Source organism: Neptunicoccus cionae, assembly GCF_002860325.1.
Lineage (GTDB): Bacteria > Pseudomonadota > Alphaproteobacteria > Rhodobacterales > Rhodobacteraceae > Amylibacter > Amylibacter lutimaris.
The window spans coordinates 78,446-97,016 of sequence record NZ_PKOJ01000002.1 but is presented as its reverse complement, the minus strand read 5'-3'; the positions used below and the strand labels follow the sequence as shown (position 1 = coordinate 97,016).

At 56.4% G+C, this 18,571-nt stretch carries 17 protein-coding genes; 13 read left to right on the top strand and 4 right to left on the bottom strand.

Features of this window, described 5'->3' with window-relative positions; genetic code table 11:
* The first annotated feature begins 63 nt into the window (after positions 1 to 63).
* Positions 64 to 360 carry a hypothetical protein gene (locus C0U40_RS06370; RefSeq protein WP_145991899.1) on the top strand — a complete coding sequence of 99 codons (297 nt, stop codon included), beginning with the start codon at positions 64 to 66 and terminating at the stop codon, positions 358 to 360.
* A 35-nt stretch (positions 361 to 395) separates the two neighbouring features.
* Positions 396 to 893: a hypothetical protein gene (locus tag C0U40_RS06365; RefSeq protein WP_145991898.1), complete on the top strand. Its 498-nt coding sequence runs from the start codon at positions 396 to 398 to the stop codon at positions 891 to 893.
* Positions 894 to 914: 21 nt separating this feature from the next.
* Here the strand turns inward: C0U40_RS06365 and C0U40_RS06360 are convergent, their stop codons facing one another.
* Positions 915 to 2,261 carry a pentapeptide repeat-containing protein gene (locus C0U40_RS06360; protein ID WP_101654938.1) on the bottom strand — a complete coding sequence of 449 codons (1,347 nt, stop codon included), beginning with the start codon at positions 2,259 to 2,261 and terminating at the stop codon, positions 915 to 917.
* Positions 2,262 to 2,644: 383 nt separating this feature from the next.
* On the opposite strand from C0U40_RS06360, the gene yajC reads away from it, so the two are divergent.
* From yajC to C0U40_RS06320, 8 genes are all read left to right on the top strand, one after another.
* On the top strand, positions 2,645 to 2,965 hold the full coding sequence (gene yajC / locus C0U40_RS06355; RefSeq protein WP_069299780.1) for a preprotein translocase subunit YajC: 321 nt from the start codon (positions 2,645 to 2,647) through the stop codon (positions 2,963 to 2,965).
* A gap of 68 nt (positions 2,966 to 3,033) precedes the next feature.
* On the top strand, positions 3,034 to 4,698 hold the full coding sequence (gene secD / locus C0U40_RS06350) for a protein translocase subunit SecD (protein WP_101654937.1): 1,665 nt from the start codon (positions 3,034 to 3,036) through the stop codon (positions 4,696 to 4,698).
* 13 nt (positions 4,699 to 4,711) lie between these two features.
* Positions 4,712 to 5,677 (top strand): protein translocase subunit SecF, encoded by a 966-nt coding sequence (gene secF / locus C0U40_RS06345; RefSeq protein WP_101654936.1) that lies wholly within the window; start codon positions 4,712 to 4,714, stop codon positions 5,675 to 5,677.
* Position 5,678: 1 nt separating this feature from the next.
* Positions 5,679 to 6,428, top strand: a complete 750-nt coding sequence (locus tag C0U40_RS06340; RefSeq protein WP_180957638.1) for a sulfite exporter TauE/SafE family protein — start codon at positions 5,679 to 5,681, stop codon at positions 6,426 to 6,428.
* A 26-nt stretch (positions 6,429 to 6,454) separates the two neighbouring features.
* On the top strand, positions 6,455 to 6,808 hold the full coding sequence (locus C0U40_RS06335; RefSeq protein WP_101654934.1) for an Mth938-like domain-containing protein: 354 nt from the start codon (positions 6,455 to 6,457) through the stop codon (positions 6,806 to 6,808).
* Positions 6,809 to 6,980: 172 nt separating this feature from the next.
* Complete coding sequence (locus tag C0U40_RS06330; protein ID WP_101654933.1) at positions 6,981 to 7,316, top strand: hypothetical protein; 336 nt, start codon at positions 6,981 to 6,983, stop codon at positions 7,314 to 7,316.
* A 198-nt stretch (positions 7,317 to 7,514) separates the two neighbouring features.
* A complete protein-coding gene (locus tag C0U40_RS06325; protein WP_101655410.1) occupies positions 7,515 to 8,114 on the top strand; it encodes a superoxide dismutase in 600 nt (199 codons plus the stop codon).
* A gap of 134 nt (positions 8,115 to 8,248) precedes the next feature.
* Positions 8,249 to 8,701, top strand: coding sequence for a host attachment family protein (locus C0U40_RS06320; RefSeq protein ID WP_101654932.1), 453 nt, complete (start codon positions 8,249 to 8,251; stop codon positions 8,699 to 8,701).
* Between the two features lie 56 nt (positions 8,702 to 8,757).
* Here C0U40_RS06320 and C0U40_RS06315 read toward each other — a convergent pair whose 3' ends face one another.
* Entirely contained in the window at positions 8,758 to 9,321 is a 564-nt protein-coding gene (locus C0U40_RS06315) for a TIGR00730 family Rossman fold protein (RefSeq protein ID WP_101655409.1), read from the bottom strand.
* Between the two features lie 103 nt (positions 9,322 to 9,424).
* Here C0U40_RS06315 and C0U40_RS06310 point away from each other — a divergent pair, with 103 nt between their 5' ends.
* Positions 9,425 to 10,999, top strand: a complete 1,575-nt coding sequence (locus tag C0U40_RS06310; protein ID WP_101654931.1) for a LysM peptidoglycan-binding domain-containing protein — start codon at positions 9,425 to 9,427, stop codon at positions 10,997 to 10,999.
* Between the two features lie 67 nt (positions 11,000 to 11,066).
* Positions 11,067 to 12,905, top strand: coding sequence for an ABCB family ABC transporter ATP-binding protein/permease (locus C0U40_RS06305; protein ID WP_101654930.1), 1,839 nt, complete (start codon positions 11,067 to 11,069; stop codon positions 12,903 to 12,905).
* A gap of 82 nt (positions 12,906 to 12,987) precedes the next feature.
* Here the strand turns inward: C0U40_RS06305 and C0U40_RS06300 are convergent, their stop codons facing one another.
* Together C0U40_RS06300 and C0U40_RS06295 are read right to left on the bottom strand one after the other, a co-directional pair.
* Positions 12,988 to 16,539 (bottom strand): efflux RND transporter permease subunit, encoded by a 3,552-nt coding sequence (locus tag C0U40_RS06300; RefSeq protein ID WP_101654929.1) that lies wholly within the window; start codon positions 16,537 to 16,539, stop codon positions 12,988 to 12,990.
* On the bottom strand, positions 16,536 to 17,627 hold the full coding sequence (locus C0U40_RS06295; protein ID WP_101654928.1) for an efflux RND transporter periplasmic adaptor subunit: 1,092 nt from the start codon (positions 17,625 to 17,627) through the stop codon (positions 16,536 to 16,538). The genes C0U40_RS06300 and C0U40_RS06295 overlap by 4 nt, the downstream gene beginning before the upstream one ends.
* Positions 17,628 to 17,841: 214 nt before the next feature.
* Here C0U40_RS06295 and C0U40_RS06290 point away from each other — a divergent pair, with 214 nt between their 5' ends.
* A complete protein-coding gene (locus C0U40_RS06290) occupies positions 17,842 to 18,513 on the top strand; it encodes a tetratricopeptide repeat protein (RefSeq protein ID WP_101655408.1) in 672 nt (223 codons plus the stop codon).
* Positions 18,514 to 18,571 lie beyond the last annotated feature (58 nt).

Here is an 18,571-nt window from a genome sequence, read left to right as displayed (position 1 = left end):
CAGCTTTCACTCAGCTTGTTATTCATTAACCGGGTGTTAACCGCTTTGCGCCAAGTTTGGGACATGCGCAACTTTTACTACATCGTAGGAATTATGCTCGCCCTATCGGGCTGCGATACGCCATTGGTCGGATTTGACTATGAGCAGAGCAACCGCCTGAACGTGGGGGAGAACCGGTTTCTAGTCTATTACAACGACGATGAAGCTCAGGCCCTGAGGTTGAACAACCAGTCGATGCGGGGGCTGAAGCGGGCGGTGGCTGATGGCATTACGGCGATCGAAACCGTGACCGGATGCTCCGTTAAGGCGCTGCTTCCGAAATCCGATACGGTATTAACCCGTGCCAGTTTGCGATGTTGATCCTGCCAATTAAGGGGAATTATCCTGTGTTTAGAGTGATTAATCTATTCTGTCTGATCCTATACCTGTCCGCCTGCGTCGGGCGCGATCTTGAGATCACGGCCAAATTTGATCCGCGCGAAGCGGCATTCGTCAAAAACGGCGGTTCTGCAAAACTGTCAGGTCAGGCGTTTATGCGACAGAACGGCGGCGGAGTTGTAACTTGTGCGGGGGAGGAGGTGAATCTTTTCCCTGCCACAAAATATGCAACCGAACGGTTTGCCAAGATATACGGCGATGTTTCGGGCGGGCGGATCAACGTGTTTCAAGGGGTGTCGCTGAAGGGCGTTCCGCCGGAATATCTTCAGTACAGGCGCGTTGCCACATGCGATGCGGAAGGGGATTTCGAATTCACGGGAATTGCGCCGGGCACCTACTACGTGCAGTCGCGCGTGCTCTGGATGGTTCCCAACAGCTATTTCCCCGAAGGTGGATCGGTGGCCAAACGCATAACCCTGCGCTCCGGTCAACGCTTGAGGGTGCTTTTGAACTGACGCAATTGCAGGGCAGGCGGGTCAGGTCATCCCCGCCTGTTTCTTTACATTGCGCCAGAGACTGAAAAACGCTTCCGAGGGGAGCACTTTATCTGTCCAGGTTTCAGAACGGGGTGTCAGAATATTGGCGGGCAATATTGTGGACCCGTCGCCGACTGTGCCGGCCAGTTGCTGTTCGTCTAGATGTTTGGCATCGGTAAAGTCGGTGTTTTTCACGGCGGCAAAGCTGAGTTCTGTGGCCGAAAAATTCGCGTTCTGGAATTTCGCGAGCGACAGTTGCGAGCCGTGCAGGATCGCCCAGTCGAGCCATGCGTTCGACAGGCTGGCGCCGGAAAGCCAGGCTTCTGTCAGGTTTGCCTTGAACAGATCGGCCCGTTCCAGAGAAGCATTCTTCAGCCGTGCGCCCCGCAGGTTTGCCACACAAAGGCTGGCTCCGTTCAGGCTTGCATCGTCCATAATGGCATTGGCCAGATGCGCATTGGACCAGTCGATCCGGTCCAGATGAACCCCGCGCAGGTCGAGCACGTATTTCTCGGATTCTTCCAGCGCTATCGCATCTTCAGAGCGACGCCCCAGAATGGTGGCAGCGGCCTGAATATCTGCACGCGGCACCGCATAGGTCAGGCAGGCGGCTTTATCACTGGCGTCGAGTTCGGTGAGTTTGATTTTCAGACGGCGGGCTGCGTCGATCTCTTTCTGGCGCGTTGCTTCGGCGTCAATATGGGGGGCGTTTGCGTTTTCCCGGATATAGGCACAGATGGTTTCAGTAATGGGGATATGGTCACGCGGGCTGTCCTTGCCGATCCGCTCCAGCAGGTAGAGCGCCCCCATCCGGACCTCCAAATTCGGTTCGGACTGCTGTTTGTTATCCCGCCAGACCACCCGTTCGGCCCCCAGCTTTTCCACCGCTTGGGAAATGCGGTCTGTCAGATAGCTTTCTTCGTTCGCACGGGTGCGCCGTTCAGCGTGAAAGGCATTCATGATTAACAGCGGCATCGACAAAAGGCCGACAAGCGAGGCGATCATCCCGACAATCGCCAGCACATGCCAGCGCATGGATTCCACACCGATGGCCTCACTAAAGGAGATTGCCAGCATCCAGATCGAGAAGAAAACCAGAAAAATAAGCGAAACCCAGATCGGAGAAACCAGAATCGACATCCATCCGATCACGCGCAACAGGGGTTTTTCCGTGCGTTTAAAAAAATTAAAGCGCTGCCGCCAGCCGCGCCACAATTTGTATCGCAGGATCAGGATGAGTAGAAGAACCGTCGCCGCAATGGCCCAAGGAACCGTTTCCGGTGTGAGCGCGGTCGGAATCGTAATAGCGGGTAAATCGAGCACGAACCCGCGTTCCGTTGTTTCCATGGACTGTCCCCCCGACAGGTGCACAAGGCGTTTTGGATAAAAGTTACAGTAGTATAGCGGTTAGATTGCGCCGGATTTATTGTGTTATCAACTTATTTGACGCAAACTTGCCCTCGGGCAAGGGTGCAAATTCAATGATCGTTTCCGTTTGCGAAACGAAGCCCGCAGGCGGCGCGGGATTTCTGTGATCCGGGGAAACGAGCATGTCGCCGGAAGTTCACAAAACCGTGGCAGGTAGCGGATTGAGGGCGAATTGCACGATTCGATCCATTTTGTCGCTGCATTTGCCCTTGTCAGCGGCCTTGCTATCCCCCATCTGAAGTTCTAGGTTCCACGCGGAAATTCGGTGGCTGAACGGGCTGCCCGCTACAAAGGATAAAAATATGTTTGCAAGTCCTGCTTATGCACAGGCAGCCGGTGGTGGTTTGGGGGGAATCGGGGGCTTTGTGCCACTGATTCTGATCTTCGGCATCATGTATTTTCTGATGATCCGTCCTCAGCAAAAGAAGCTGAAGGAACACCGCGCCATGGTCGAGGCTCTGCGCAAGGGTGATCAGGTTGTCACCGCAGGTGGCCTGATCGGCAAAGTGACCAAGGTCAAAGAAGACAACGAAGTCGAAGTTGAACTGGCCACAGGCGTCAAGGTTCGTGTGGTTCAGTCCACCATCCAGACCGTTCTGAGCAAGACAGAGCCGACAACCTAAACATTCCTGAATGCGCATCGGCCTCCGGTGCGCATTTTTGGCTATAATAACAAGAACAAGGGCAGAGCATGCTTCAATTCCCCCTTTGGAAAAAGATAGTGATCTGGGGCATTTGTGCCCTTGGAATTCTGTTGGCCAGTCCGAACCTGCAATATACGCAGGTGGAACAGTACAACGACGCCACAGCCGCTTTGGAAGCGGGGGCCGAAGCAACGCCGGAACTTACGGCCAAGGCCGAACAGTGGCCCTCTTTCCTGCCGTCCTCTCTTGTGAATCTGGGTCTTGACCTGCGGGGCGGGGCGCATTTGCTGGCAGAAGTGCAACTGGGCGAAGTTTATGCTGCCCGTATGGACGACCTGTGGCCGTCTGTTCGGGATGCCTTGCGTGAGAAGCGCAATGAAATCGGTACTATCCGCCGCGTAGATAGCCCCGAAGACGAGCTTCATGTGCGTATTTCCAAGCCCGAAGCGATCAGTTCTGCGGTTACAACCATTCGTGCTCTGGCCCAGCCTGTTGTTTCGCTGACAAGTGCGGGACAAACAGATATCGAGGTCAGTTCCAACGGGGCCGACATTATCGTGCGTCTGTCTGAGGCTGAAAAACTGGCCACCGACCAGCGTACGCTGGAACAAACGCTAGAAATCATCCGCCGCCGCGTGGATGAGGCCGGTACGCGCGAACCGACGATCCAGCGTCAGGGTACAGACCGCGTTCTTATTCAGGTGCCCGGCATCGGTTCCGCAGAAGAACTGAAAGACCTGATCGGCACAACTGCGAAACTGACATTCCATGCTGTGGTCGGCCGGACCTCGGACCAGAATGCCCGTGTCCAATCCCGCCAGATTATGCTGCCGGCCGAAGACGAGCCGGGCATCTACTATATCATGGAAAAGACTCCGGTAATTACCGGAGAACAACTGGTGGATGCGCAAGCCGCCTTTGACCAGAACAATCAGGCGGCTGTGAGTTTTCGTTTGAACCCGTCAGGGGGGCGGATCTTCGGGGAATACACGGCCAATAACATCGGTACGCCTTTTGCGATCGTTCTGGATGGCGGCGTTGTTTCCGCACCAACCATCCGCAGCCATATTCCGGGCGGTTCCGGCATCATCACCGGCCAATTCAGCGTTGAAGAAACTGCCAAGCTGGCGATCCAGCTGCGGGCGGGGGCCTTGCCTGCCAAAGTAACCTATCTTGAAGAGCGGACGATCGGTCCGGAACTGGGGCAGGACAGTATTGATGCGGGCCGGATCGCCTGTATCGTAGCCTTTGCCGCCGTTCTGATCTTCATGGGGCTAAGCTATGGCACTTTCGGCCTGTTTGCCAATGTGGCGCTGATTATTAACGTGGCCTTGATCTTTGGCCTGCTGAGCGCGATTGGCGCAACCCTGACGTTGCCCGGTATCGCGGGGATCGTGCTGACCATCGGTATGGCGGTGGACGCCAATGTGCTGGTGTTTGAGCGTATCCGAGAGGAACTTAAATCAGCGAAAGGTCCGGCGCGTGCGATTGAACTGGGCTATGAGCGGGCGTTCTCGGCCATTGTGGATGCGAATATCACCACACTGATTGCCGCCGTGATCCTGTTCGTCATGGGGTCCGGTCCGGTGCGCGGCTTTGCGATTACACTTGGCTTTGGCATCGTCACCTCTGTCTTCACGGCAATCTGGGTAACGCGGCTGCTAATCTCCACCTGGATGCAATACCGTCGTCCAAAGACAATCGAAGTTTGAAGGAGCAAGAGACATGCGTTTGAAACTGGTTCCCGAAAACACCAATATCAACTTCTTTGGTATCACTTACATCACTGTCGGCCTTTCCGCTCTTGCGATGGTTGCTTCTGTCGTTCTGTTCCTGACGATGGGGCTGAACTACGGCATCGACTTCAAGGGCGGTACGACCATCCGGACCGATAGTGAGGTAACTGTAGATGTAGGGGCGTACCGCGATGCGCTTACGCCGCTGAACCTTGGTGATATTTCCATCACCGAAGTCACAGACCCGACCCGCCCCGATCTGAATGTGGCGCAAATCCGCATTCAGGCACAGGACGGTGCGCAGGCGATCACCAACGAGACTATTCAGGCAGTCAAAGCTGCTCTGACCGAGGCAGATAGCACGATAACCTTTCCTTCGGTAGAAAGTGTCGGGCCAAAGGTTTCGGGAGAGCTGGTCTGGACGGCGGTCGAGGCTGTGGTTCTGGCGGTTCTGGCCGTGCTGTTTTACATCTGGCTGCGGTTCGAGTGGCAGTTCTCCGTAGGGGCTGTTCTGGCGCTGATCCACGACGTGACGCTGACGATCGGTGTGTTCAGCCTGCTTCAGATCAAGTTTGATCTGGCCATTATTGCCGCGCTGCTGACGATTGTGGGCTATTCATTGAACGATACCGTGGTTGTGTTTGACCGCGTGCGGGAAAACCTGCGCAAGTTCAAGACGACGCCGCTGCAAGAGGTTCTGAACCTGTCCATCAACGAGACCCTCAGCCGGACGGTCATGACTTCTGTGACCACCCTGATTGCGTTGATTTCCCTGTTTGTGCTGGGCGGCGATGTGATCCGAGGCTTCGTTTTCGCGATGATCTGGGGTGTTCTGGTGGGGACTTATTCGTCGGTGTTTGTGGCCTCTAGTGTGTTGCTTCGCCTTGGTGTGACACGGGACAAATCCAAACCGGATAATACGTCTGGCAACCAGTTCGCCAATATCGACGCCTGACGTGCAAACCCTGACAGAGCTCGTGCAGCTTCCCGGTTTGTGGTGGCTGCTTCTCGGGGCTGCCATTGCCGGTGTGGTGCGCGGGTTTACCGGGTTTGGCACCGCAATGGTCTATCTGCCTTTTGCCGGTGCTGTAGTCAGTCCGGTGACAGCCCTTGTTTCGCTGTTGTCGATGGATATTTTCGGTCCGCTTCCCATGGTGCCAAGTGCATTGCGCAAGGGGCATCCCCGTGATGTGGCTTTGCTGGGGGTGGGGTTGGTTCTGATGCTGCCAGTGGGCCTGTACTTTCTGGTGCGGATGGAGGCGGACACCTACCGTTATGTGGTGTCGATCAGCACGCTGATCTGCGTTCTCGTTCTTTTGTCCGGCGTGCGCTACACAGGCCGCCTGACCAAGCCGGTGATTGCAATTACCGGAGGGATTGGCGGCTTCCTTGGTGGCGTCGCCGGATTGCCGGGGCCGCCGGTCACGGTGCTGTATATGGCCAGCCGTTTGCCTGCCGAAACCGTGCGCGCCAATTTAATCCTGTATCTTCTTTTGGCCGACCTCGCGATTTTTCCGGTGCTGGGATTGCAGGGGGTGCTTGGTTGGGACGCGATCTTCATCGGCTTTCTAGCCCTGCTGCCTTATATGGCTGGAACGGCTGTCGGTGCGGCCCTGTTTGATCCTGCCCGCGAAAACCTGTATCGAGCAGCAGCCTTTATTGTAATTACCGTTTCGGCCCTGATGGGGCTGCCGGTCTGGGGGTAGAGCCCCCGCCAAACAGGAGACAGTCTATGAAATTTACCGAAGTTACCTTTGACGGACAGCCCCCTGTAGACGCTTATGGTCCGGGCTTTTTTCGGGTAGAGAACCAGCCCCGCGATGGTGCCCTTTTGTTGAGCGCGAAGGGAATTACGGGCTGGGGTGGTCTGGAAGACCCTGCGCCCCTGCTGGCCCTTGCAGACAGTTACGACATTCTTTTTGTGGGTACAGGCGCGGATATTGCACCCTTGCCGGCAACCCTGAGAGAAACGCTGGAAGAAGCCGGTGTCGCCGCAGAAGTCATGTCCAGCCCGAGCGCCTGTCGTACCTATAATATTCTGCTGTCCGAAGGCCGCCGCGTGGCCATCGCAGCTTTACCTGTCTGAGCTTGCAATAGGGCTTGGCTTTATACAACGGGGCGCTAGGTTGTTGGGTATGAAAAGTGTTTTACACCTGACCTGTTGCGCCGCGTTCCTTCTGGCTTCTCCACTCGGAGCACAAACGTATAACTGTGTGCTCAAGGATGGCAGGAACAGTGGTTGGACGCCTGATAGACTGGTGTTCGAGATCGTCGAAGGGGCTAAGACGGCACGGACCTACGACCCGATCACCTATTCGATCAAAAGAGAGTTGGCCGAGGCCAAAGTCGCCACCGCTAATTCGGTACGCGTATCACTGGGATGGAAATCCGGACGCTACCAAAATCCCAACGCCCGCCCCAGCAGGGATTTTGCAGGCACCGGAGCGCTGCCAATTACCTTCCACGCAACCTTGTTGCGCGGTGGGAACAAGATTCTTCTGCGCGCCAGCCCGGGTGGTCTGAACACCTTCTTTTCCGCGAAAGGCGCCTGTGTTGAAACGAGCGCACGACTGGAGCAATTGATTGATCCCTAGGGCCTTTTTAAGGTGCGTAAAGATGCGCGTTGAAAACTTTGAACCCGCCGTGCGATGCAAATGCCGGAATTGGTTTGCAAAACAATTTCAACGCACTAGAGATAGTCAAAACACGGCTTTTACCGGCAGGTGAAGCGCGATATAGTTACCCCAACGCCGAAGGACTGCTTTGGCATGAATAAACAGAAAGAGGATACCATGGCTTTTGAACTTCCCGATCTTCCCTATGCGCACGATGCTCTGGCAGACGCCGGCATGTCCAAGGAAACACTGGAGTACCACCACGACCTGCACCACAAAGCCTATGTGGACAACGGCAACAAGCTGATCGCCGGAACCGAGTGGGAGGGCAAGTCCCTCGAAGACATCATCACCGGTACTTATGATGCGTCTTCTGTTGCCCAAAACGGCATTTTCAACAACATCAGCCAGCTTTGGAACCACAACCAGTTCTGGGAAATGATGGGTCCGGGCGAAAGCAAGATGCCTTCCGAACTGGAAGCCGCCCTGAAAGACAGCTTCGGTTCTGTAGACAAATTCAAAGAAGAATTTTCTGCCGCTGGTGCGGGTCAGTTCGGCTCCGGCTGGGCTTGGCTTGTTAAGGACAAAGACGGCGGTCTGAAGGTGACGAAAACCGAAAACGGTGTGAACCCGCTGTGCTTTGGTCAGACTGCACTTTTGGGCTGTGACGTGTGGGAACACTCCTACTACATCGACTTCCGCAACAAACGTCCGGCTTACCTGTCGAACTTCCTCGACAAACTGGTAAACTGGGAAAACGTCGCAAGCCGCATGTAAGCAGCAGGGCGCATCCCTGCGCCATGACAGGTTTTAAAGGCCCGCTTCCGTTTCTTCGGAGGCGGGTTTTTTCGTGCAACCTTGTGCCGCCGTGCGCGTTGGTTTTGAGAACCAGCAAAACACAGGAGGATCACATGGCTGAACTTAAGAACGGGACTTGGGTACTTATCGCGGACGGTGAGAAGGCGTTGTTTCTGGAAAACCAGACAGATGGTGAAGATCCCCATTTGCAGGTCGTGCGCAAGGAAGAACAGGATAACCCGCCCCACCGCGAGCAAGCCGCCAACCGTCCGGGCCGGATGCCGGATGTCGGCCATGGGCAGCGGTCTGCGCTTGATGATACAGATTTCCACGAGTTGGAAAAAGAACGCTTCGCCGCGCAACTGGCCGATATGTTGTATAAACGGGCCCATAAGGGGCGTTTCAAGCATCTTGTGCTTGTAGCTGCGCCCAATATCCTTGGCGAATTGCGTAGCCAGATCCATTCGGAAGTGTCAGACAAAGTGATCGGTGAAATTGCGAAAACCCTCACCAATCATCCACTGGACGAGATTGAAGACATCGTTAAGAAAGAGTTGGCTGCCTGACACGTGTAGCCGGAAACAGACTACGGCGCGGGGACACCCGCGCCGTATCTATGCGTTCACTCTTCAGCAGGCGACAAACGGTTCAGGACGGCCTCAACCGTGTCGTCCACTACAAACAACTGTTTCAGGCTGGCGTCGGCAAAGCCTTTTTCGATTGTGTGATCTACCAGTGTCAAAAGCGGGTCCCAATAACCGTCTACGTTCACCAGAATGATCGGTTTGGCGTGCAGTTTCAGCTGCGCCCAGGTCAGTACCTCAAAAAACTCGTCCAGTGATCCGGCCCCGCCCGGCAGAACCACGATCGCATCAGAATTTTTGAACATCACCTTTTTGCGTTCGTGCATGGTTTCTGTGACAACAAAGGACGACAGATCCCGTTTGCCAACCTCCCAGTTCAACAGGTGTTCCGGGATGACGCCGAAGGTTTCGCCGCCCGCCTTTTGTGCCGCTGTGGCCACAGCCCCCATCAGGCCGACGTCGCCAGCGCCATAAACAAGACGCATGTTCCGTTCCGCCAGTCCGGTGCCAAGGTCGATGGCCGCCTGTTTATAGGCCGGATCGGCCCCGAAACGGGAACCGCAGAAGACGCAGACAGAGAGGTTTTGGGTATTTAGGGGCATTGGAGTCTCTTTGTTATTGGCATTTTGAGATTGGGTTTCCATAGTGTATCACGGTCCTGAGCCGGTTAAACGGCAAAACGCTGCCCCGAGAAGACTAAGATTTATGTCCAAGCTGCCTTCCATTTCCGTCCCGATCCAGATTGCCATCGCGGGTGTGACGCTCGCCATAATAATGGCCTTGATGGTACTTCTTCGGGATCCGCTGCCCCCGGAACTGGTTCCCACACGGGAAGAAGCGGCCACGCAAGAGACGGCTCCCCAACCTGCGAAAGAGCAAGACACAATGGTTGCTTCTGGCACCACTGCGGAAAGCGAAGCGACCGAACCGGCCATGCCGCTTGGCGCAGAGATGGACGGAGCGACTGAAGAACCTGCCGATTTCGGCTTTGTGGGGGAGGAGACCGTCAAGGTCGAGGAAGCGGTCGAAACTGCCGGCCTAGCTGCTGAAGACAGCAATACAGCTTCTGCCATAACGCGGGAGCCTGCGGCAACAGACAGCGTGCCCGCTTTGTCAGAAGCTGAAGCTATAGCAGAAAGCGGGGGGGCAGAGGCACCAGTAATTGACTTACCAGCGACGGAACCTGCGCCGGTGACACAGGAAACGGCTGAAAACCTCGACACCTCTGATGGGGAAGATACCCCTGTTACAGCCGTTGGCAGTGAAGCCGTTGGTCCTGTGGACGAAACCGATACGTCAGCGCTGGAAGACACCACCGAGACCCGTTTGCAAGGTGATGTTGCGGAACCGGAAGAAACGCTTTCGACAGATGTGACAGAAAATGTATCCGATCCCGGTGTTGTACCTGAAGTGCTACCTGACGCGGCGCAGCCTGATCCAACCGTTATCGCACCGAGATTCGATCTGGTGCGGGTTGATAATAGCGGTGCCACCGTCATCGCGGGACAAGCAGCCCCCGGTGCAGAGGTACAGGTGACGCTGGGAAATGCCCCGCTGGAAACCGTGCGAGCGGACCAGAGCGGCTCTTTCGTGGCCATTGTACAGTTGCCAGCGGGTGACAATCCGCAGACCATGGGGCTAGAGGAAATGCGCGACGGGGATGTGGTATCCACCTCTCCGCAAACGGTGCTAGTGGTGCCCCCGCAACCGGATACGCCAGAAACCTCTCCGACCATTGTCGTTGCAGATACACAAGGGGCCGCCGTGATCCAGCCGGGCCAACCGGTGGTGCCCGAAGAACTGTCTGACGATCCGCTGAGCCTTGATACCATTTCTTACGATCAGGGCGGCGCGGTGGTGCTCGCAGGGCGCGGTAGCGGGGAACAGTTCGTGCGCGTCTACGTTGACAACCAGCCTGTGCAGACTGAACCCGTGTTACAGGATGGCAACTGGCGTGTGGTCTTGCCTGCGGTGGATGAGGGTGTCCACACGTTGAGGGTGGATCAGATCAGCAAGGCAGGGGATGTGCTGTCCCGTGTTGAAAGCCCCTTCAAGCGGGAGGCACCGGCGGAGCTGGCCGCCGCCGCGCGTCACGCGCCGGAAAAATCCACCGTAGTGGTACAGCCGGGCCATACGCTTTGGGCGCTGGCCGAGACCCGCTACGGAGACGGGGTGAAATACGTCCAGATTTTCCGCGCCAACCGGGACCGGATCAGGGACGCGGATTTGATCTATCCCGGACAGGTGTTTGACCTGCCGGAGGGGGGCGCGCCAAATTAAGCGTCGCCTGCTCTGGTCAATTCTGTCGCTGCGAACTATCTAGAAGCCTTCACGAGAAGGCTTCCCCATGCGAAAATCCACTATCACAACCTCTGACATCGATCGCAAAAGCGGGATGCGCACGATCCGTAAGGTGATGCCGTACCTGTGGCCGAGCGACAAACCGGAGATCAAGACGCGTGTCATCGCTGCCCTTGTGGTGCTGGTCATTGCTCGTTTGATCGCCGTTGTAACGCCGTTCTTTTACAAGGCTGCGGTGGACGCACTGGCGCCAGTTGCCGAGGAAACACCACCGGCGATGATGTTGGCTATGGGCGCTGTCGGTTTGACTGTGGCCTATGGCGGGCTGCGTCTGCTTGCTGTGGGTTTCAACCAGTTGCGGGATGCGATCTTTGCCCGTGTGGGGCAGCGGGCGCTGCGCAAGCTGGCACTGGAAACCTTCGAACACATGCACGCGCTCTCGCTGCGTTATCACATTACCCGCAAGACCGGAGGGCTGAGCCGGATTATCGAACGGGGTGTTAAAGGCGTAGACTTCCTGCTGCGCTTTTTACTGTTTTCCATTGGTCCGCTGGTACTGGAACTGGTCCTGATCGGTGCAATCCTGTTTGTGGTCTTTGATGTCTGGTATCTGGCTGTCGTGGTTGTAACGATCTGGCTTTACATCTGGTTCACCTTCAAAGTGACCGAGTGGCGGGTGAAAATCCGCAAGGAAATGAACGATCAAGATACAGACGCCAACCAGAAGGCGATCGACAGTCTGCTGAATTTCGAAACGGTGAAATACTTCGGCGCGGAAAAGCGCGAGGCGGCCCGTTACGACGAAAGCATGAAGAATTACGAGTCCGCGGCGCTGAAGACCAGCTACTCTTTATCCTTTCTGAACTTCGGCCAGTCTTTCTTTATCTCGACCGGACTGGTGATCGTCATGGTCATGGCCGCAATCGGGGTGCAGAACGGGCAGATGACAGTGGGCGATTTCGTCATGGTTAACGCCTATATGATCCAGATCACCATGCCGCTGAACTTCCTTGGCACGGTTTACCGTGAAATCCGTCAAGCACTGGTGGATATGGGCGAGATGTTCGATCTGCTGGAGCAACCTTCGGAAGTGACAGACAAGCCTGACGCGAAGAAGCTGAATGTCACGGGCGGTGAAATCCGCTTTGAAGGGGTGGATTTCGGCTATAACGGTGAACGGCAAATTCTCAAATCGCTCGATCTGGTGGTGAAACCCGGTCAGACGGTTGCGGTTGTCGGGCCGTCCGGTTCAGGCAAATCCACCATCGGGCGGCTGTTGTTCCGGTTTTACGATGTGAACGGCGGTTCGATCAAGATTGACGGACAGGACTTGCGGGATGTGACACAGGACAGCCTGCATGATGCGCTTGGAATTGTGCCGCAAGATACGGTGCTGTTCAACGATACCATCGGCTATAACATTGCCTACGGGCGGGAAGGGGCCACCCGGGAAGATGTGATTGCAGCGGCCAAGGCTGCCAAAATCCATGACTTTGTGGAATCCCTGCACGAAGGTTATGACACAGCGGTCGGGGAACGGGGGCTAAAGCTGTCGGGCGGTGAGAAACAAAGGGTCGGTATCGCACGGACCTTGCTCAAGAACCCGCCAATCCTGCTGCTGGATGAGGCCACTTCGGCGCTGGATACCGAAACCGAGCGGGACATTCAGGAAAGCCTGCGGGCTATGGGGCAGGGCCGTTCGGTGATCACAATCGCGCACCGTCTTTCCACTGTGGTGGACGCAGACCGGATTATGGTGCTGGAGAAAGGCGAAGTTGTGGAGCAAGGCACCCACGATGAACTGGTGGCACAAGCGGGCCGTTACTACAGCATGTGGCAGCGCCAACTCTCCGAACAGGACGAGGAAGGCAGCGCAGTCGCTTAAGACAAGCAATTGCGACCCAAACAAAAGCCCCCGCAGGAGCAAATGCTCTGGCGGGGGCTTTTTCGTTTCTGCGAAAGCCTGATTACTCGGCTGCTTTCAGGGGCGGTTTGGGGCTGGCGGATAGCTCTGTCACAGGGGCAGGGCCTTCCACCGCTTCATCCCAGTGGATTTCCCCAGCACTGGCGTGACGCGCCTGTTTGCGCTGCCTGCGGTCCCGTGCGATGCGTGTGCCCCGTCCGCCAAGCAGCGTACCAGCCAGTGCGCCGGCGCTATAGGCTCCGGTCGTAAACCAGACCCGCAGCGCTAGCATGGAAGGCGTGAACACCAGCGTCAGCACCGTCGCAATGCCAAGCCCGAAGACCACAGCGGTGGCAAGTTGCTTCCACCACAACGCGGTTGGTGCATCTATGGAATAGCCGCCGTTGTAAAAGTCGATGGACAGGCCGAACATCATCGGTGCCAGACCTGCCATCGTTGTGATGGTGGTCAGCAGAACAGGGCGGATGCGGTCCTCGGCCGTGCGCACAATCGCCTGTAGGCGCGGCATGTATTCGGCGTATTCCTGATAGGTGTCGATCAGAACAATGTTGTTGTTCACCACGATCCCCGCCAGCGCCACAATCCCTGTACCGGTCATGATAATCGAGAACGTTTGGTCCATCACCAACATCCCGATCAACACTCCGGCAGTAGACAGAACTACTGCCAACAGCACGAGAATGGAGTTGTAGACCGAATTGAACTGCGCCAGCAGAATAACAAACATCAGACCGAGCGCACCGGCGAAAGCCTTGCCAAGAAACGCTTCGGATTCCGCCTGATCCTGCTGGTCGCCCTGCCATGACCATTCCACACTTGGCGGCAGCGGGGCGTCTTGCTCCAGCCATTTTGTCATCGCTTCAATTGCCACATTGCCGTTGAGCGGCTTCGCACCTTCCGTGTCTGCCGGTACAAACTCTCCTTCCGCATCCACAAACAACCCGCTTTCCACGTCTGCCTTGATGTCAAAGTAGCGTTTGGTGTCAAAACGGTCGATCTGTCCCAGTTTGTCCACCGGCGTGCGGGTGATGAAATTGCTGAGCGGGATCAACCCCGAAGCGGTCCGCACCCGCAGCGTGTCAATGGTAGACAGCAACCGGTCGCTTTCAGGTAGCCGCACGCGGATTTCGATTTCGTCGTCCGAACTGTCCACGCGCATGGTGTCGAGCATCAGCCCACGGGTGACAAGCTGGACCATGGCGCCAACGGACAGCACATCCGCGCCGTAACGTCCGGCCTGTTCCACATCCACGTCGATCTGCCAGTCGATACCGGGCAGGGGGCGGGTGTCCTCGATTTTGATCAGTCCCGCGGTATTGTCGAACTTGCGCCGCACTGTATCCGCTGCCGCCTGCAAGTCTTCCCAGTTGTCCCCCGTCACCCGCAGGTTCAGCGGTTTGCCGGATGCAGGGCCCATGGCGGCTTCGGAAATTTCCGCCTGAATGCCCGGTACGGTTTTCAGGCGCTCGTTGATCTGGTCAAGAATATCATTGCCCGAACCACGGGGCCGCTCTGTCCATTTTACCAGTTCGATCTGTACCTGTCCGATACTGTCTGTCGGGGCAATCGCGCCGCCTGTGTTCTGGTTCAGGCCACCTTCACCGGCGAAAGCGAAGAGGCTTTCGACACCTTCGACCTGCATGATTTCGGCTTCAACCTGACGGACCAGACTGTCCTTTTCCTCAAGGCTGAGGTTGCCCCGTGCCCGTACATAGGCAATGGCCCGTTCAGGTTCGGTTTCCACAAAGAATTCAACGCCTTTCGAGTGTGTGCCAAAGTAACCAAAGACAGAAATAACAAAGAAAATGGTTGCACCGATTGTGACCAAAGGCATCACCGGATTGCCCGCGATCAAATTTATGACCCAGCCAAAGACAGAGCGCTTGTAGCCGGCTTTTATTTTCTTTTTCTTTTGCCGGGGGCCAAGCGATCCGCCCGTCGCAGCCAGAGCCAGACAGCCGAACAGTACGGCAACAACCGCACCGGCCATTTCGCCCCTTAACAGCATCAGCACGCCGTTGAACAGGATCACCGCGCTTAGCGTCATCATGACCAAACGAAAGGCCCAGTGAACTTTGGCCCGCAACCACGAGGATATCCGCCCGAGAATGGCCGAAATCCGCCCCGCAACACCGCCCACAACAGGCAGATAAACCAGCGCCACCAGCAGGGAAGCGGACAGAACAAAGATCAATGTGACAGGCAGGTTACCCATAAATTCGCCCGGAACACCCGGCCAGAACAGCATGGGCAGAAATGCGCAAAGCGTGGTGGCGGTGGAGGACACAATCGGCCAGAACATCCGTTTCGCCGCCGCCGTATAGGCCCGCATCGGCCCGACACCGCGGTTTATTTCCTTGTCGGCGTATTCAACAACAACGATAGCCCCGTCTACCAGCATCCCGACCGCAAGGATCAGGCCGAACATGACGATGTTGGAAATCGAGATCCCCGCCACGGCCATAATCGCAAAAGACAACAAGAAGGACGTAGGAATGGCAAAGCCCACCAGCAGAGCGGAACGGACGCCAAGCGCGGCCAGAACCACGATCATCACCAGTGCCACAGCGGTCAGGACCGAAGCCTCTAGCTGGCTGACCATATCTGCAACATTGGTGCTTTCGTCCATCGAGTAGCTGACGGTGATGCTGTCGCGCAGTTCCTGTGGCCATTCGTCTTGCGTGGCCTTTACGGTATCACGCACCAGTTGCACCGCGTTGATCAGGTTGGTGCCCTTGCGTTTGACCACTTGTAGCGCCACGGTGGTTTGGCCGTTATAGCGCGCTGTGCCCACCTGATCCTCAAAGGTCAGACGGATATCTGCGAGATCCCCCAGCGTGATGACCCGATCTCCGTTTACTTTAACCGGAAGATTGTAAACATCCTGTGGTTCATCAAATGCGGAGGGGATTTTGACCGAAAATGCACCGTTTGCGGTTTCGACCTCACCCGCAGCAATCAGCTGGTTGTTGTTGGTGACAACATTAATCAACTCGCCAGCGGTGACGTTATAGGCTTCCAGTTTCAGCGGGTCGATCAGCACCTCCAGCATTTCGTCCCGATGCCCTGCAAGACCTGCCTCCAATACAGGTGTCAGAGCCTCAACCTTGTCCTGCAAGTCTTTGACAACACGCAGCAAAGTTCGTTCTGGAATGGCCCCTGACAGGGAAACCACCAGTACCGGAAACTCCGAGAAGTTGATCTCGTTAATTGTGGGCTGGTCCGCATCTTCGGGGAACTCTGCCTGTGCCTGATTAACCTTGTCCCGCACATCGGCGATGGTGGCGGATTTATCCCAGCCGAATTCAAACTCCAGCGCTACGCCGCCGTAGTTTTCAGCCGCTGTGCCGGAGATTTTCTTTAAACCGTCCAGATCCCGCAGTTTGCTTTCTAGCGGTTTGACCAACAGTTTCTCGCTATCCTCTGCCGAGATACCGGGAAACTGGACCGAAACGAACAACGCCGGAATGTCGATGTCCGGCTCGCCTTCCTTGGGCAGGTTCACATAAGAAAACGTCCCCGCACCAAGCGACAGTGCAATCAGCGCGAAAATCATCCGCGCGCGGGCGGAAGCCCAGTCGACGATGCCGATCATGACGCGTCCTTCTGATAGGTCACTGTTACGGGCCGACCGCTCACAACGTATTCCTGTCCGACGATGATCACTTCAGCGTGCTCTGGCAAGCCACCGACCCAAACTCCGTCGGGACTTTCGTTGAGGATCGTGACCTGTGTAAATTCAGCCGTTTCTCCGTCGACGATCCGCACCCCTAACTGTCCCTGATCGTTCAGGGTCAGGGCGGATTGTGGCAACAGGTGGCCGGTTTCCCCGTGCAGGGCAATATAGATTTCAGCAGTTGACCCGTCACGGATCGACAGATCTTCATTGGGGACTGTCACTTCGACACGGAAGGTGCGGGTAAGCGGATCAGCGCTGCGGGAGATGAAGGTCAGCTTGCCCTGAACCTCTTGTCCGCCAATTAACCGTGCGCCGGCTGGGCCGCCCACAGAAATACGCTGCACCTGCTGCTCGGTGGCATAACCCACCAGTTTGATAGGATTGAGCGCGATTACCCGTGCACAGGTGCCGCCGGTTTGCAGCAAAGCGCCGAATTCCGCCGTATCGGATTCCAGCAAGCCGGAGAACGGCGCGTGGATTTCAAGTTGTTCCAATTCTTTTTTGGCTCGTTCGACCACAGCCTGGGCTGCTTGCAGGGCCGCCACACGGGAAATTGCGGTGGTTTCCGAGGCATAGCCTTTTTGTACCAGACTGGCGGAAACGTTGTTGTTGGCCTGCGCTTCGGCCAGCCGCGCTTCGGCCTCTGCAAGTGTTGCTTCACGGGTGCCCGGATCAAGTTTGCACAGCAGCTCTCCCTCACCGACAAGTGTTCCTGCGCGCAGGGGCGGTGAAATCACTTGTCCGCTGGTCTCGGCCTTTACGTCCAGCAAGCGGAAAGCAGCCGTTTGCCCGCGCAAGACGATACCCCGGGCTACCGGCTGGGATTCGGATTTCAATACCAGCACAGAGACCGGTGGTTTGTCCTCAATGCGCTGGTCGGCAGTTTCTTCGACAGGAGGCTCTGTCTCCGCACCGGCAAAGGCCAGTAAGGCATCCCGCTCCAGGATAAGCATGTATGTGAAGGCGCAGACGAGCGCGGCTGTCAGCAACGGGGTAAAGCGCATGTAGAAACCTCTTTGCATCGCGGCACCCATTGCGCAGCGATTGGCGTAAATAAGCAGTGCTCTCTGAATAGGCGGGGTAACCCTTGCTGACAAGGCAAGGATGTGCGTCAAACGGCTGTTTCTTGGTCCTGACGGGGCTGTTGTTGCAAATGCGCCTTGGCAAACTTGCATGCTTCGCAGTATTGTCCGCCCGAATTCGGGTCAGGAGACAACTGTGAGCGATAGCGATTCCTTTATTGAAGAAGTCACCGAGGAAGTTCGGCGCGACCAATTGTATAAATACGTGCGCAAATACGGCTGGATAGCCGTTGTGCTTGTGGTTGGCGCCGTCGGCGTGACAGGTTTTCTGGAATGGCAAAAAGCCAGCCTTGCGTCTGATGCACAGGCCCGTGGCGATCAGTTCGCCGCCGCTCTGGATGCCGAAGACCCTGCTGCGCGCGCTGATGCGCTGGCTGCGCTGACAGACGAAGCGGGTCCGGCCGCAGTCATCGTGCAGTTGCGCCGTGCTGCCGAACTGGCAGAGGCCGGTGACGTGGATGGGGCTGTTGCCGCCTATGATGCCGTTGCCACGAGCGATGCAGGACCGGTTTACACCGAACTTGCGCGGCTGAAATCCGTAATCCTGCAAGGTGCAGAAATGGATGCTTCAGCCCGCGCAGCCGAACTGGAAACACTGGCTGCGCCGGGGGCGATCTATCGTCCGCTGGCACTGGAACAGCAGGCAATTTCCGCTTTGGCCGCCGATGACAACGACACGGCAATCGCGCTCTATTCCGAATTGGTGCAGGATAGCGAGGCTACAGACGCGTTGCGAAACCGGGCATCTCAGGTGCTGGTGGCTTTGGGAGCGGAAATTCCGGCATTGTCCCAATTGCTTTCCGAGTAAAAAACGGCACAATTATAGTTACAACAGGATCAATGAAAGATCGGGGCCGAGCAAGTGG